The sequence below is a fragment of the Mycolicibacterium pallens genome, assembly GCF_019456675.1.
GTDB classification, from domain to species: domain Bacteria; phylum Actinomycetota; class Actinomycetes; order Mycobacteriales; family Mycobacteriaceae; genus Mycobacterium; species Mycobacterium crocinum.
Window position 1 is genome coordinate 2,257,931 of record NZ_CP080333.1, and the last position, 13,850, is coordinate 2,271,780.

A 13,850-nucleotide genomic window follows, 5' to 3' on the forward strand; every position below is an offset into this window, starting at 1 on the left:
GTGCCTTTCAGCCTGCAGGATTTGGCGGTACCCATTCTCGGTGCACCAATGGCAGGCGGTCCAAGCACGGCCGCCCTGGCGGCCGCGGTGTCCAACGCCGGCGGCTTGGGATTCGTTGCGGCCGGCTATCTGACGGCCGACAAATTCGCCGACATCATCGCCGCGGCCCGCGCGCTGACGTCAGCACCGATCGGCGTGAATCTTTTTGTGCCCGGGCCGTCTGCGGCGACGCCCGACGCGTTGGCCCGCTACCGCGAGCAGCTGGCTCCGCTGGCCGAACACTACGGGGCCGAGATTCCCGAACCGCACGCCGACGACGACGGCTGGCAGGCCAAGCTCGACGTGGTCGCCGACACCGCGCCGGAGGTCGCCTCGTTCACCTTCGGCTGCCCGAGTCCGGAAACCATTGCCCGTCTGCGTGACCGGGGCGTCGTGGTGGCGGTGACCGTCACCAGCCTCGACGAGGCGGGCGTGGCGGTGGCCGCCGGCGCCGACGCCCTCGTGGTGCAAGGCCCGGAGGCGGGTGGCCATCGTGGGACGTTCGACCCCGTCGCGCTCCCCGGTGACGCCCCTCTTGATTCACTGCTGGTGGCGATCCGCGCGGCCTACGATCTGCCGGTGATCGCGGCCGGTGGCCTCTCCAGCGCCGCGGATGTCCGCCGCGTGCTGGACGCAGGAGCAGCCGCCGCCCAGGCAGGCACCGCGTTCCTCTTGGCCGACGAGGCCGGCACCAACGCCGCCCACCGCGCGGCGCTGACCGACGTCAGCTTCACCGAAACCGTGGTGACACGGGCATTCTCGGGGCGGTATGCGCGCGGACTGGCCAACAACTTCACCGCCCGCTATGACGATGTGGCGCCGCTGGGCTATCCGGAAGTCAACCAGATGACCGGCCCACTGCGCCGCGCCGCGGTGGCCGCCGGCGACCCGCACGGCACCAATCTGTGGGCGGGCACATCGTGGCGGTACATCAGTGGAGGAAGCGCGGCCGACATCGTGGCGGCATTGGCCCGGGACGCGGAATGAGCCTGGCCCGCCGACGCTTTCTGGTCGCCGGTGCGGCGCTGACCGTCGTCGCGGCGTGCGGTACCAAGACCGCGCCAGCTCATCCGACACTCAGCGACCCGGCCGAACCACTGCCACCTGTCGACCAGCGCATCGCTGCGTTGGAAAAGCGGCACAACGCCCTCGTCGGCTTATATGCGCAGAACCTGGAGTCGAAAGTCGAACTGGCGCATCGCGACGGGGACCTGTTCGCGATGTGCTCGACGTTCAAGGCTTACCTTTCGGCTCGAGTGCTGCAGAAGGCTCAAGCGGGGGAGCTGCGGTTGACCGACACCGTGGTGGTTGAGCCCGCCGAGCTGAAGCCGAACTCCCCACGTACCGAGCCGAATGCCGGTAAGCCAATGACATTGTCGGATCTGTGCGCGGCCGCCCTGCAAGTCAGCGACAACACCGCGGCGAACCTGTTGCTGCGGGTCATCGGCGGACCACCGGCGATCACCGCGTTCGCTCGGAGTATCGGTGATGACCGGAGTCGGCTCGATCGTTGGGAGACCGAACTGAATTCGGCCCTTCCTGGCGATCCGCGCGATACCAGCACGCCCCGAGCGCTCGGCGGCGGTATCGCGAGGGTGCTCACCGGTGATGTTCTCGACACGACGCACCGCACGCAGCTCGACGACTGGATGCGTGCCAACACCACCTCCAGCATGCGGGGCGGCTTACCGCCCGACTGGACGACCGCCGACAAGACCGGTTCCGGTGACTACGCCAGTACCAACGACGTCGGGATCGCCTTCGGCCCCAACGGCGAACGAATCTTGTTGGCGATCATGACCCGCACCCAATCCGACGACGCGCACGCCGAACCGCTGCGTCCGCTCATCGCGGAGGTCGCCGCGTTGGCGCTGCCCGAGGTGATGCGTCCGCGATGAGTTTTCCTCGCGGTGGGTGTCAGTCCTAGGAGAAAACCAGCCGAAAGGATTCATCGTGAGTGACTACGCTGCCCCGGTCGGGGCGCCAATCTGGTTCGACCTGATGAGCAGTGATCCCGCGCGTGCTGCGGAGTTCTATGAGCAGATCTTCGGCTGGAACCTCGAGGGACCAGCCAACCCCGAGTTCGGTGGTTACCAGAATTTCACCCGCAACGGTAAGCGGGTGGCCGGGATGGTCCCGCCGATGGGCGAGGGTCCGGCGAACATCTGGTCGGTGTACTTGAACACCGCGGACGCCCACGCCACCGTCGCGGCGGCTGAAGCGGCGGGTGCGACGGTCATGGTGCCGCCGATGGCGGTCGGCGACCTGGGTTCGATGATGGTCGTCACCGACCCCGCCGGCGCCGTCATCGGGTTCTGGCAGCCCGGCACGCATTCGGGCTTCACCGAATGGGGAGAGCACGGCACCCCGTACTGGTTCGAATGCCAGAGTAAGGACTACGACGCATCATTGGCGTTCTACCGGACGGTCCTCGGCGCACGCATCGAGGAGATCGGCACCGGCGGCGCCCCAGATGCCGTCGGGCCCGAGCGCTACGGTCAGGTCTTCGTCGGGGAGAGCGCGTATTCGGGAATCATGGACGCCGCCAAGCTCTTTCCGGCCGAGGTCCCGTCCTTCTGGCAGGTTTACATCACCGTCGACGATGTCGCCGCGACCGTGAAACAGGCCGAGGCGCTGGGCGCGCAGATCCTCATGCCCGGCGAGGACACACCGTGGGGCACCCTCGCGGTACTGCGCGATCCGCTGGGTGCGCTGATCTGCCTGGGCCATCCGCCGGAGGGTATGTCCCGGCCCTGAACACCAACGAACCGGGACGCTGCAGTGAGCAGTCCCGGTTCGCTGTGCGGGTGAGCTAGTGGCTCACAAAGGCTTTCAGGCCAGCAGGCCGGCCGGATCGGTGTAGGGCAGATCGAGGTCGTGGGCGACCTCATGGTTGAGCAGCTGCCCGTGGTGGGTCGACAAGCCCTTGGCCAACGCCGGGTCGGACTGGCAAGCGTCCTGCCAACCCTTGTCGGCGAGCTTGATCACGTACGGCATGGTCGCGTTGGTCAACGCGTAGGTCGACGTGCGCGGGACCGCGCCGGGCATGTTGGCCACGCAGTAGAACACCGCGTCGTGCACACGGAACGTCGGGTCGTCGTGCGTGGTGGGCTTCGAGTCCTCGAAGCAGCCGCCCTGGTCGATGGCGATGTCGACCAAGACTGCGCCCGGCTTCATCTGTGCCACAGTCGCATTGGTGACCAGTTTGGGTGCTTTGGCGCCCGGCACCAACACGGCGCCGATGACCAGGTCGGCCTGCTTGACGGCGTCCTCGAGGTCGAGCCGCGACGAGTAGCGGGTCTCGATGGCGCCCCCGTACTCGGCGTCGATCTTGCGCAGGATGTTGATATTGAGGTCGAACACGGTGACGTGCGCGCCCATACCCCACGCGACGGCAGCGGCGTTGTCGCCGGCCATGCCGCCGCCGATCACGACGACCTTGGCCGGGGCGACGCCGGGGACGCCACCCATGAGGACGCCACGACCGCCCTGGGTGCGCATCAGGTGGTAGGAACCGACCTGTGCAGCCAGGCGGCCGGCGACCTCGCTCATCGGGGCCAGCAGGGGCAGGGCGCCGTCGGCGGTCTGCACGGTCTCGTAGGCGATCGACGTGGTGCCCGAGGCGAGCAGGGCGTCGGTGCACGGCCGCGACGCGGCCAGGTGCAGATAGGTGAACAGCGTCTGGTCCTTGCGCATGCGCGAGTACTCGGCCTCGATCGGCTCCTTGACCTTGAGCAGCAGATCGGCCTCGGCCCACACCTGGTCGGCGCTGTTGATGATCTGCGCACCGGCGGCCTTGAAGTCGGCGTCGTGAATCGCGGATCCTTCGCCGGCGCCGGCCTGGACGATGACGTCGTGGCCGCGGCGAACCAGCTCGGAAACCCCAGCGGGGGTGATGGCGACGCGGTATTCGTTGTTCTTGATCTCGGTCGGGATGCCGACGCGCATGATCGCTCCTTGATTGGGGTTTGCTTACACCAAGTGTGAAGAACATTCGATGTGATGGCAATCATGACGACAAATATTCGGTAAGATCGCGCTATGGTCGAACGATCAACGAAATCTGATGTCCGCCCGCCCTCGGTTCCGAAGGATGTTCGGGCGGACCTCGACGACGTCGACCGGCGAATCCTCGCGGCGCTGCACGCCGATGCCCGGATTTCGAACAGCGCGCTGGCCGACGCGGTCGGCATCGCTCCGTCGACCTGTCACGGGCGGGTGCGGCGACTACAGGACATCGGGGTGATCCGCGGCTTCTACACCGATATCGATCCGGCTGCGATCGGCCTGTACTTGCAGGCGATGATCTCGGTGTGCCTGCAGGCAAATGCCCGCGGCAAGATCCTCAACTTCATTCAGCAGATCCGGCGCAAGCCGCAGGTGATGGACGTGTACTTCCTGGCCGGCGCCGACGATTTCATCATCCACGTGGCCGCCCGCGACACCGATGATCTGCGGTCATTCGTCGTCGAGAACCTCAATGCCGATGCCGACGTGTCCGGCACCCAGACGTCGCTCATCTTCGAGCATCTGCGCGGCGCCGCGCCGCTGTAAGTCAGCGGCGGCGGGCGGCTGTCGAACGTAACGCCGGGGCGGGAGATCGCTCGGCAGGTTCATACGGTCAACGCATCATTGGTTGATTCGTGGAGGTCATCGTGCCGAGTGGTTATCCGCATCCGAGGTCGACCCGGCGGGAGTTGTTTGATCGGGTGTGCCAAGGCGAGCCGCTGATCCCGACGGCACGGCAGATGGGCGTGTCGACGACGGCAGCGTCGATGTGGTGGCGTGAGGCTGGGGCCATGACGATCCAGATCGGCGGACGCGGTCAGCGTGGTCTGCTCGAACCGGGCAACAAGATGCTGCCTGGCGGGCGTGGCCACCGACTCAGTGTGGAGGAACGGGTCGAGATCATGCGCGGCCGCGATGCTGGCCTGAGTGCGGCCAAGATCGCGGAGAAGCTCGGTCGTGACCGCACGACGATCTATCGCGAGATCCGCCGAAACCGCAACGATGACGGCGACTATCACGCCCTGATGGCTCACGCCCGTGCCGCACAGAAAGCCAAGCGGCCTAAAGCTTTCAAGCTCGAAGACCGTGCGTTGTGTAGAGCCATCGAGGGTTGGATGGATGACGGGTGGAGCCCGAAACTGATCGCCGAGGTGTTGGCGCGTGATCACGGCGATGACAGGCTGGCACGGGTGAGCCACGAAACGATCTATCAGTGCCTCTACGTCCAGGGCCGCGGTCAGCTGCGTGCTGACCTCAATAAGTGCCTGTCGACCAAACGCACCGCCCGCAAGCCCCGTGACCACAGCGAACGCCGCGGGAAGTTCAGCGACGTGATCACCATCAGCCAGCGTCCTGCCGTCGTCGAGGACCGTGCGGTGCCTGGGCACTGGGAAGGCGATCTCATCCTGGGCAGCCGCGGCACCAGCGCGATCGGGACGTTGGTGGAGCGCAGCACCCGGTTCACCATCCTGCTGCACCTACCGGCCGATCACACCGCTGATTCGGTGGCCACCGCGATGATCGAGGCGATGAACGACCTGCCCGCTCACCTACGCCGCAGCCTCACCTGGGACCGGGGTAGCGAAATGGCCGGCTGGCAGGACATCAGCCTGCAGCTACAGGCCCCGGTCTATTTCTGCGACCCGCATTCACCCTGGCAACGCGGCAGCAACGAGAACACCAATCGACTGCTGCGGTTCTGGTTTGAAAAGGGCACCGATCTCAGCGGCCACACCAAAGCTGACCTCAAACGAATCCAAGACAAACTCAACAGCCGACCCTGAATCGCCCTGGAAATGTTGGAGGCTCCTGACCTTGGAAACGAGGATGCAGGTATGCCGAAGGAACAGTCGCCCGGGAAGCCCACGACGCGCCGTTACAGCTCAGAGGAGAAGGCCGCGGCGGTGCGTATGGTCCGCACGCTGCGCGAAGAGCTGGGGACCGAGCAGGGCACGGTGGCGCGGGTGGCCCGCCAGCTCGGGTACGGGATGGAATCGGTGCGCTCCTGGGTGCGCCAGGCCGACATCGATGACGGCCACGCACCGGGTGTGACGACAACGGAATCTGCGAAGGTGAAAGAACTCGAGCAAGAGATTCGAGAACTCAAGCGGGCCAACGAAATTCTGAAGCGTGCGGCGAGTTTCTTCGGGGCGGAGCTCGACCGCCAACACAAGAAATAGTCGATTTCATCGACGCCAACCGGGAGGCGTTCGGGGTCGAGCCCATCTGCACCGTCCTGCGCAGCGCAGGCCTGCAGGTGGCCCCGAGCACCTACTACGACGCCAAGACTCGGGCGCCGTCAGCGCGGGCCCAGCGTGACGCCGTCCTGGGGCCGGCGTTGCAGCAGCTCTGGGAAGACAATTACTGCGTCTATGGGGCCCGCAAGCTCTGGAAAACCGCCCTCCGGCACGGCCACGACGTCGGCCGTGACCAGGTGGCTCGGCTGATGCGGGCCGCCGGAATTGAAGGAGTCCGGCGCGGCAAACGGGTTCGCACCACCAAGCCCGACCCAGCCGCGGCGCGGCACCCGGACTTGGTGAAACGCAAGTTCACCGCGAGCGCCCCCAATCAGCTTTGGGTGACGGACCTGACATTCGTGCCTACCTGGGCCGGGGTGGCCTATGTGTGCTTCATCGTCGATGCGTACTCACGGATGATCGTGGGCTGGCGGGCGGCGTCGCATATGCGGACCTCGATGGTGCTCGACGCTGTGGAGATGGCACGATGGTCACGCGGAACTACGTTGCGCGACTTGGTATGTCACTCGGATGCGGGGTCGCAGTTCACGTCTCTTCGCTACGGTGAACGGCTCGCCGAGATCGGGGCTGTCCCTTCCATCGGAACCGTCGGGGATAGCTTCGACAATGCCCTCGCGGAGGCGGTGAACGGGTACTACAAGGCCGAGTTGATCTACGGACCGGCTCGCAGCGGGCCGTGGAAAACCGTCGAGGACGTAGAGCTGGCCACCCTGAGTTGGGTGTACTGGCACAACACCAGCCGCCTGCACAGCTACCTCAGTGACATCCCGCCTGCCGAGTTCGAAGCCGCGTTCTACGATGCACACCGGACCGACCAACCACTGATCGGAATCCAATAGCCCGAGCCTCCGGGAAAGCCAGGGCGATTCAACCCCGACCCACCCTCGACCTCGACACCCCAGCCCAACGCCTGGCCACTCTCATCAGCCAAGCCGCATGAACGTTGCACTGGCTACTTGACTTTGAGCTCCGACCATCACCGTGGCGTTACCGTCGGCGAGCCGACGACGCTGTCGAGCCTTTCGATGTGGGCTGGCTTGTCGACTTGGCGCTGCCGGAACCGGCTTTGGCGCGTTTCGTCGATGCTGCCTTGGCCGGCGCAGCAGCGGATCGAGACGGCTGGTCCGCGGCTGACGAGGGCACGTCCGGATCGGGAATGTCGACCGGTCGGTGGTAAGCCGCCTCGATGATCGGTCGCAGCTTTTTGTCCAGCGCGGGGGCCAGCGGTCCGGCCCAGGCGACCAGTGGCAGGGTCTTCGTCGGCACCCAGACATAGGTGACATTGCCGGGCTGCCCGGCCACGTCGGGGGTGAACCGGACGTTGTTCGGATCGTTCAGATCGACGTTGCGGTAGTTGGTGTGAATGGAGAACATTCCGGCGAACGCATTGGCGACCGCAAGCAGGTTGCGTGTGTCGTCCGGCCAGTCGGCCCACCCGTCGTACTGCCGGATGACTTCGGTGCCCTGATACGCGGTGTCTGGCGGCAGCCACGGCGTGGTCGGATGTTCGGTCTTGGGTCGCCGCCCGCCGTACGGATTCTCCGGGTTGCCGATCGAGACCCAGGTCAGTCGCGAGGGGTCTGGCGCGCTGGCCGGGTCCGCGGCAAACCGTCGCAGGTCGGAGTACACGACCTGTCCGCCTTGGCTGTGCCCGAAGAGGATAATTTGCTCGTCAGCAGGCAGACGCGTGATGGCCTGCTGCACGTTCGTCGCTCCCTGAGCGGTGAAGGCGTCGGTGGGAAACGCGAAGTAATCGACGGGTTGACAGTGATTCGGGCTCTTGCACAGGTCGCCGTGCAACTGTGTGGGCACGAAGTGCACAAAGTGCTGCATCCCGACGAAACCGCCCTCGATCGTGAGCACCGTTGCGGCATTGCTCACCGGCGCTGCCGCGATCAACGCGGCGCTGATTGCTACGGCCAACCCAGAGTTCTTGAACATCCCCGACCTCCCCAGACCGATGGTATGTCCTAGCAACATGCGACGGGCAGCGATTGATGCATTGAGATGAGGGTGACCCGGGCCTCGATAGGCTGCAGGTATGCGAGTTGCGGTCCTGGGAGCCAGAGGCAAAGTCGGAACCACTATGTGCGAGGCCGTCCGGGCGGCCGACGATCTGACGCTCAGCGCTGAAGTCGACGCCGGGGACGCGCTGTCGTTGCTGACCGACAGCGATACCGAAGTGGTCATCGACTTCACCCACCCAAGTGTCGTTATGGACAACCTGAAGTTCCTCATCGACAACGGAATCCACGCCGTCGTCGGCACTACCGGCTTCACCGACGAGCGCCTGGACACCGTTCGCTCATGGCTGGCCGACAAGCCCGAATCCGCCGTGCTGATCGCTCCCAACTTCGCGATCGGTGCCGTGCTGTCGATGCACTTCGCGCAGAAGGCCGCGCCCTACTTCGAGTCCGTCGAAGTGATCGAACTGCACCACCCGCAGAAGGCTGACGCCCCTTCGGGTACCGCAACCCGGACCGCGCGGTTGATCGCCGAGGCGCGAAAAGACTTGCCGCCCAACCCCGATGCCACGAGTACCGGCCTGGAAGGCGCCCGCGGCGCCGACGTTGATGGCGTGCCCGTGCACTCCATCCGGTTGACCGGACTGGTTGCGCACCAAGAGGTGTTGTTCGGCACCTTGGGGGAGACGCTGACCATCCGCCACGACAGCCTCGACCGGACCTCGTTCGTGCCGGGCGTCCTGCTCGCCGTCCGCCAGGTCGCCGCGTGGCCCGGCCTCACCATCGGAATCGAACCGCTGCTCGACCTGTGAACCCTGCCGTGCGCATTCAGCTGCTGATCGGTCTCATGTGTGCGGCCTTGGTGGTCTACTTCCTGCTGCTGGGCCGCAGCGGGGTCATGCTGATCGCCAGTGGCACGCCCGTGGCGATCGCGCTAGGCATCGGGGTGCTGATCCTGCCGGTGATCGGTGCATGGGCAATGGTGGCGACGTTGCGGGCGGGGTTCGCCCATCAACGGTTGGCGCGGCTGGCCGTGGAAGCAGGGATGGAGCTCGACGTCAGCCAGCTGCCACGGACGCCCTCGGGACGCATCCAGCGCGACGCTGCCGACGCGCTATTCGACAGTGTGCGCGCCGAATTGGAGGCCGACCCGGACAATTGGCTGCGGTGGTACCGGTTGGCCCGGGCCTACGACTACGCCGGTGATCGCGGTCGTGCTCGCGAGACAATGCGCAAAGCTGTTGCCCTGCAAGCGGAGTCGTGAGCTTACCCCCGCCGGCTCGCTCGCCGGCGGGGGCTCGCCCCGTGATCACGACTTATGGGCGGACGGTCCCGGTACCTGTCGTACCGGTGGTACCCGCGGCGTGGTGAACGTCGTTGCGACGCTTGAGTCCTGCGAGTCCCCCCAAACCGAGCAGGCCAGGAGGCCCCACAGGCCCGACTTGTCGCTGCCCTGGTTGTTGTCGTTGTCCTGGGCCAACGTTGCCGTGGTCGACGCCGGTGCCGGTGCCGGTGCGACGGTGGCGTGCGCAACGCCAGCACCGCCGAACAGCAAAGCTCCAGCTGTAGCCGCGACAGCAATGCTCTTACGCATGGGAAGATCTCCTTCGTTGAGATTGGGCCGCGCCGGGCTGCGACGCGGCTGTGTGCGGGGCGTCCTATATCCGGCGGCAATGCCAACAAACGGGTCGTTTTGAATTCAATTGAACTTGGAGGCCGACAGTGAAGCGTCTGCTGATCGTGCACCACACGCCGTCGCCGCATTGCCAGGAAATGTTCGAGGCGGTCCTCTCCGGTGCCACCGACCCCGAGATCGACGGTGTCGAGGTGGTGCGTAGGCCCGCGCTGACGTGCTCGGCCGCCGACATGCTCGACGCCGATGGTTATCTGCTGGGCACCCCAGCCAATCTCGGCTACATCAGTGGTGCACTCAAGCACGCGTTCGACCAGTCGTACTACCAAATTCTGGACTCCACCCGCGGCAGGCCGTTCGGGGTCTACCTGCACGGCAATGAGGGCACCGAGGGAGCCGAACGGGCCATCGACGGTATTACCGCGGGGCTGGGCTGGGCGCGGGCGGCGGAGACGGTCATCGTGTCCGGCAAGCCGACCAAGGATGACCTGGAGGCGTGCTGGAATCTTGGCGCGACGGTGGCGGCTGGGCTGATGGAATGAATTGGGCTTAGCCCGAGGATGTTTCGAACCCCGGCGAGAACAGCGTTTTGGCAATCATCGGTTGCACCAGAGCGGGATTAACGCGATCTATCGCACTTTGGAACGCTGTAGCAGCTCGCGGGCTAGTTCGGTCTGATGCCTGTCCAGGCGCCGCTGCCTGTACCGCCGAGGCGGCCGAGTCCTGCCCGCGGACCCGTTCACCGAGGCGGTCGACCTGGTTGCCGGTATTTAGGAACGGCGGAATCAGTACCTGCACGCCCTCCTTCTCCGAATCAGGTACTTGCGTTTGAGATTTCAGGGCGGGTGGGACCGCTATGTTCGGATCCGGCAGCTTCGACCCCGAGCTGGTGTCCTTGATCATATTGCTCTTGGTACCGGTGTTGTCCGGGGGCGGTGTCGGTGTGTCTGACCCGCCAGCGTGATGGGGGGTAGAAGCCGTTTGCAGTAGGCCACCGAGTGCCGGCGCAGTGGGCGATGTCGGCGATGTCGCCGGTGACGGGCTCGCGGCCTGCTCGAGGTACTGACGCCACGCCTGCAGGTAACTGAACAATTGTTGGGCGTAGTCCGGCGCGGTAGGCGCGGGCAGCGCCGGGAACGGTGTGGCGGGCATGGGCTGTCCAGCCGCCGGTGCGGCGGGCGGCATGAACGGGTTAGCAGGGGGCGGCGGGCTACCCGCCAGAGCGGTCCACTGCTGCAGAAGCTGTTGTCCTGCCTGAAGATAGGCGAACAGCTGCTGCAAATAATCAGGTGAAGGTGTGAACATTTCAGCCTCCTGCAGGTGCGGTCGGAAGAGGTGTAGGGATGCCGAGCGGGTAGGGAGCCACGATGTCCAAGGGATGCGGCAGTGACCGCTCGCAGAAATCTGAATCGAGATTGCGTAGGGGGCGGGTGTCCGCGGGCTCGCGATTCTCGATGTCGAACACATAGCAGTAATCGCCTGCGGGGGTGGGCATCCGGATCGGACTCGACAGGCTCTGATCGAGGAACCCGTACGGGAACACCCACTCAAGCGGCGGGCTCTTCTCCCGGCGGTCGGCACCGCCCGATTCCACCCAGATGTAGTGGTCGAGAATGGCATTGACCGCGTGGCGGGCCGACTCACATGCGGCTTCCATAGACGTCAACCGAGTGAATGTCTTGTTCCACGTGCCCGCGAAGACCACCGAGTTGTTGTGCACTTGGTAGCCGCCATGACGCGCTTGCCAGACATTGGCCAGCTCAAGGTTCTTGTGCCAGACGTCCTCGGGCGGAATGAAGCTCCACGACGTTCCGTGCGGATTCCACGGCTCGGCGCTGGGCCGGTTGCCCCAGTCTCCCACGATGGGAACCAAGTATGGCGTCTTGTTGCGGACCACCCGGCCTTGACCCTGACCGGGGCCGCCCCCCATCACGAGACCGCGATCGAGCGCGTACCACATCGGCGTCGGCACGACCCCATGTCCGGCCGAGCTGGAATTGCCGGCCAGGGCGGTGGTGATCTGGCGCCACACTTCTGAGGCGATCTCGTCGGCGGTGCAGTCGCGTGCCGCCTTGGCCTGGCCGAACTCGTCGACCACGTGAGACGACGGGGTATTGAAATCGCCAATGTCGACCGAGAGCACCGAGACGTGGCCGTCGCGGTCCAAAATCGGTCGCTTCTCCCACAATCCGCTCTGGTTGACCGACGAGAGACCCCATTCGCTGCCGACGTAGAGCATGTGGCCGCGGACAAGTTGAAACTCGGTATCGAAGTAATACTGGATCCCACACAGTGTTTGGAACCGATCCCAGGGGACTCGGCCCAGCTGGTCCATCGAGTAGGGGTCTCGCCATTGCTTCGGCCGGGTGTCGCGGGGTTGCAGCGGGCCATCGGGCGGGGGAGCTGTGGTGGTGAATCCTGCCAGCTTGGCTGCAGTACCGCCGGTGCCTCCGGCGTGCAATGCGGAAGCGAGGTATTCGGCCGCCGGTGCATCGACCGCGACGACCGTGTAGTCCGCGGTCACCCGGGCGCCGTTGGTGAACGTGATCTGCGCACGCGGCCGTAGATGAGGCGGCTGTTTCGGGTCGAGCGCCGGCGGGTCAAGCCGAAGCGCCGCCGTATGGACGAAGCGGACGCCGAGCGCAAGGAGGTGGTGATACCAATGGTCGAACCACGATTCGGTGGTGGGACCGTTGAGCACGCCGTCGGCCTTGTTGTCGCGGCGGTCCATGCTCAGGTACAGCTGCAGATTCGTGCTGAGATTCGTCCGCGCGTCACCCCAGCGCGAGTCGAGGGCGACCAAAACTCTTGGCATCTGACGCAATAGCTTGTCGCACCGCGGCGTATAGGTATATCTGTTCGTCCCGCTCTGGGGATCGTGCCCGACGAAGAAGTCGTATGCCGAGACGTTCTGCAGTTCGAACGCGCGGCGTAGCGGGCTGGTGACGAGGTAGCGCAGCAGCCGGCTCTCGTAGATCGCGACATCTGTCGGGGCGAATCCGAACGTCGTGAGTTGCGTTAAGACACTGAGGAATTCGGCAGGGCTCCGCGGCAGTTCGCGAGGAAAGATGAGCGAGGGTTCGCCGTCGGCGGTGGCGCCCTGGGTGACGACTCGCCGGACGTTGTCGTAAACGGTGCGTGAGGTCGGCGTCCAGTGCGACGTGCCGTCGGCCCGATGGGTGTTCTGGTACACCGGGATGCGCTGAAACATGTCCCAGATGTGTAGGTAATACGCCGGGAAGAAGCGGAAGCCATGCTCACCCGCCACGGCCCGGCCGGGCGAGGGCGGGTGACCCCGGCGCCCGGGGAACGGTCTCAGCTCAGCGTCACTTCCGTTGTGTGTGCCGACCGTCGAATATTGAGATGCGGCAAGACCACCGAGCTTGACAGGCGGGTACGAACCGGCAGATTTGGGGCCCAATCCGTTGCGCTCGTCGTGTTCTGCCTCGTACACCGTGACGACGAACCCTCGCTCGGCGAGTTCCTGAGCGGCGGTCAACCCGGCGATGCCGGCGCCGATCACCGCTACGGTGGGACGGCGCTTGCAGGATCCCGGTGTTGTGATGCCGTCGGTCATGGCGTACCCACCCTCAGATCCGACAGCAGCGCGGGCACGCTTGCCGCTCTGACCGCGGCGTGCACATACGCCCGTAGCGAAGCGTGGGCGCGTTGGATGTCATCGAGCGAGCCGCGTACCGTCACCATGCCGGCCTCGACGGCGTCATCCAGGCCGACCTTGGCGTCGATGAGGTCCAGGATGGTCGTTCGCGACGTGGTGATGCGGACGCTGACCGTCTGCGCGGAACCGGCAGACACCTGCAGATGATCGCCACCGCGGATAGAGAACACTTCATCGCCGACATCGAGCTCGACAACCATTGGGCCGAGTTCGGCGACCAGCAGTCGGTAGCTGCCGGGGACATCTTCTCGCAGATGTTCGACTGACCG

15 protein-coding genes, 1 pseudogene and 1 other annotated feature are annotated in these 13,850 nt (G+C 65.4%); of the genes and pseudogenes, 10 read left to right on the forward strand and 6 right to left on the reverse strand.

Going from position 1 to position 13,850, the window contains the following annotated elements:
• Genes K0O64_RS11115 through K0O64_RS11125 form a run of 3 tightly spaced genes read left to right on the forward strand, consistent with a single transcriptional unit; the run spans nt 1 to nt 2,796 of the window.
• On the forward strand, nt 1-1,026 hold the full coding sequence (locus tag K0O64_RS11115; RefSeq protein ID WP_071945866.1) for a nitronate monooxygenase: 1,026 nt from the start codon (nt 1-3) through the stop codon (nt 1,024-1,026).
• Nucleotides 1,023-1,937, forward strand: a complete 915-nt coding sequence (gene bla / locus K0O64_RS11120) for a class A beta-lactamase (RefSeq protein ID WP_071945864.1) — start codon at nt 1,023-1,025, stop codon at nt 1,935-1,937. The genes K0O64_RS11115 and bla overlap by 4 nt, the downstream gene beginning before the upstream one ends.
• Nucleotides 1,938-1,992: 55 nt before the next feature.
• Nucleotides 1,993-2,796: a VOC family protein gene (locus K0O64_RS11125; RefSeq protein ID WP_071945862.1), complete on the forward strand. Its 804-nt coding sequence runs from the start codon at nt 1,993-1,995 to the stop codon at nt 2,794-2,796.
• Nucleotides 2,797-2,871: 75 nt separating this feature from the next.
• Here the strand turns inward: K0O64_RS11125 and ald are convergent, their stop codons facing one another.
• A complete protein-coding gene (ald, locus tag K0O64_RS11130; protein WP_071945860.1) occupies nt 2,872-3,987 on the reverse strand; it encodes an alanine dehydrogenase in 1,116 nt (371 codons plus the stop codon).
• A 93-nt stretch (nt 3,988-4,080) separates the two neighbouring features.
• Between ald and aldR the strand changes: the two genes are divergently transcribed.
• The 3 genes and pseudogenes from aldR (at nt 4,081) to K0O64_RS11145 (ending at nt 7,144) form a co-directional block, all read left to right on the forward strand.
• On the forward strand, nt 4,081-4,593 hold the full coding sequence (gene aldR, locus K0O64_RS11135) for an HTH-type transcriptional regulator AldR (protein WP_071945858.1): 513 nt from the start codon (nt 4,081-4,083) through the stop codon (nt 4,591-4,593).
• A gap of 101 nt (nt 4,594-4,694) precedes the next feature.
• A pseudogene (locus K0O64_RS11140) lies at nt 4,695-5,828 on the forward strand (IS30 family transposase); the annotation flags it as partial.
• Between the two features lie 54 nt (nt 5,829-5,882).
• Nucleotides 5,883-7,144 (forward strand): IS3 family transposase gene (locus K0O64_RS11145; protein ID WP_156909772.1). Its coding sequence is split into 2 segments (ribosomal slippage): nt 5,883-6,186 and nt 6,186-7,144, totalling 1,263 coding nucleotides; the frame shifts between segments, so codons are not numbered across the junction.
• Nucleotides 6,182-6,313 (forward strand) — a sequence feature (AL1L pseudoknot). Its footprint overlaps the gene before it by 132 nt.
• A 148-nt stretch (nt 7,145-7,292) precedes the next feature.
• Here K0O64_RS11145 and K0O64_RS11150 read toward each other — a convergent pair.
• The gene (locus K0O64_RS11150; RefSeq protein WP_071945854.1) at nt 7,293-8,246 is read right to left on the reverse strand and encodes a PE-PPE domain-containing protein; all 954 of its coding nucleotides are present in this window, start codon (nt 8,244-8,246) and stop codon (nt 7,293-7,295) included.
• Nucleotides 8,247-8,346: 100 nt separating this feature from the next.
• Between K0O64_RS11150 and dapB the strand changes: the two genes are divergently transcribed.
• A complete protein-coding gene (gene dapB / locus K0O64_RS11155) occupies nt 8,347-9,081 on the forward strand; it encodes a 4-hydroxy-tetrahydrodipicolinate reductase (RefSeq protein ID WP_071945852.1) in 735 nt (244 codons plus the stop codon).
• 35 nt (nt 9,082-9,116) lie between these two features.
• A complete protein-coding gene (locus tag K0O64_RS11160; protein ID WP_071949947.1) occupies nt 9,117-9,533 on the forward strand; it encodes a tetratricopeptide repeat protein in 417 nt (138 codons plus the stop codon).
• Between the two features lie 45 nt (nt 9,534-9,578).
• On the opposite strand, the gene K0O64_RS11165 is transcribed toward K0O64_RS11160, so the two are convergent.
• Complete coding sequence (locus K0O64_RS11165) at nt 9,579-9,863, reverse strand: hypothetical protein (RefSeq protein ID WP_225933682.1); 285 nt, start codon at nt 9,861-9,863, stop codon at nt 9,579-9,581.
• Nucleotides 9,864-10,042: 179 nt separating this feature from the next.
• On the opposite strand from K0O64_RS11165, the gene K0O64_RS11170 reads away from it, so the two are divergent.
• Complete coding sequence (locus tag K0O64_RS11170) at nt 10,043-10,444, forward strand: flavodoxin family protein (RefSeq protein ID WP_071949946.1); 402 nt, start codon at nt 10,043-10,045, stop codon at nt 10,442-10,444.
• A 7-nt stretch (nt 10,445-10,451) separates the two neighbouring features.
• Here the strand turns inward: K0O64_RS11170 and K0O64_RS29885 are convergent, their stop codons facing one another.
• From K0O64_RS29885 to K0O64_RS29890, 3 genes are read right to left on the reverse strand one after another with little or no spacing between them, the layout of a single operon-like run.
• The gene (locus K0O64_RS29885; protein WP_225933683.1) at nt 10,452-11,207 is read right to left on the reverse strand and encodes a hypothetical protein; all 756 of its coding nucleotides are present in this window, start codon (nt 11,205-11,207) and stop codon (nt 10,452-10,454) included.
• A 1-nt stretch (nt 11,208) separates the two neighbouring features.
• Nucleotides 11,209-13,479 carry an FAD-dependent oxidoreductase gene (locus K0O64_RS11175; protein ID WP_071945850.1) on the reverse strand — a complete coding sequence of 757 codons (2,271 nt, stop codon included), beginning with the start codon at nt 13,477-13,479 and terminating at the stop codon, nt 11,209-11,211.
• Entirely contained in the window at nt 13,476-13,718 is a 243-nt protein-coding gene (locus tag K0O64_RS29890) for a hypothetical protein (RefSeq protein WP_225933684.1), read from the reverse strand. The genes K0O64_RS11175 and K0O64_RS29890 overlap by 4 nt, the downstream gene beginning before the upstream one ends.
• Nucleotides 13,719-13,724: 6 nt before the next feature.
• Here K0O64_RS29890 and K0O64_RS30170 point away from each other — a divergent pair, with 6 nt between their 5' ends.
• On the forward strand, nt 13,725-13,847 hold the full coding sequence (locus K0O64_RS30170) for a hypothetical protein (protein ID WP_256385480.1): 123 nt from the start codon (nt 13,725-13,727) through the stop codon (nt 13,845-13,847).
• The last annotated feature ends 3 nt before the right edge of the window (nt 13,848-13,850 follow it).

Bases quoted from the DNA above. Each gene is read 5' to 3' on its own strand.
- bla (WP_071945864.1), top strand. From the start codon at position 1,023: ATGAGCCTGGCCCGCCGACGCTTTCTGGTCGCCGGTGCGGCGCTGACC.
- ald (WP_071945860.1), bottom strand. From the start codon at position 3,987: ATGCGCGTCGGCATCCCGACCGAGATCAAGAACAACGAATACCGCGTC.
- aldR (WP_071945858.1), top strand. From the start codon at position 4,081: ATGGTCGAACGATCAACGAAATCTGATGTCCGCCCGCCCTCGGTTCCG.
- K0O64_RS11150 (WP_071945854.1), bottom strand. From the start codon at position 8,246: ATGTTCAAGAACTCTGGGTTGGCCGTAGCAATCAGCGCCGCGTTGATC.
- dapB (WP_071945852.1), top strand. From the start codon at position 8,347: ATGCGAGTTGCGGTCCTGGGAGCCAGAGGCAAAGTCGGAACCACTATG.
- K0O64_RS11160 (WP_071949947.1), top strand. From the start codon at position 9,117: ATGTGTGCGGCCTTGGTGGTCTACTTCCTGCTGCTGGGCCGCAGCGGG.
- K0O64_RS11165 (WP_225933682.1), bottom strand. From the start codon at position 9,863: ATGCGTAAGAGCATTGCTGTCGCGGCTACAGCTGGAGCTTTGCTGTTC.
- K0O64_RS11170 (WP_071949946.1), top strand. From the start codon at position 10,043: ATGTTCGAGGCGGTCCTCTCCGGTGCCACCGACCCCGAGATCGACGGT.
- K0O64_RS29885 (WP_225933683.1), bottom strand. From the start codon at position 11,207: ATGTTCACACCTTCACCTGATTATTTGCAGCAGCTGTTCGCCTATCTT.
- K0O64_RS11175 (WP_071945850.1), bottom strand. From the start codon at position 13,479: ATGACCGACGGCATCACAACACCGGGATCCTGCAAGCGCCGTCCCACC.
- K0O64_RS30170 (WP_256385480.1), top strand. From the start codon at position 13,725: ATGATCGCCACCGCGGATAGAGAACACTTCATCGCCGACATCGAGCTC.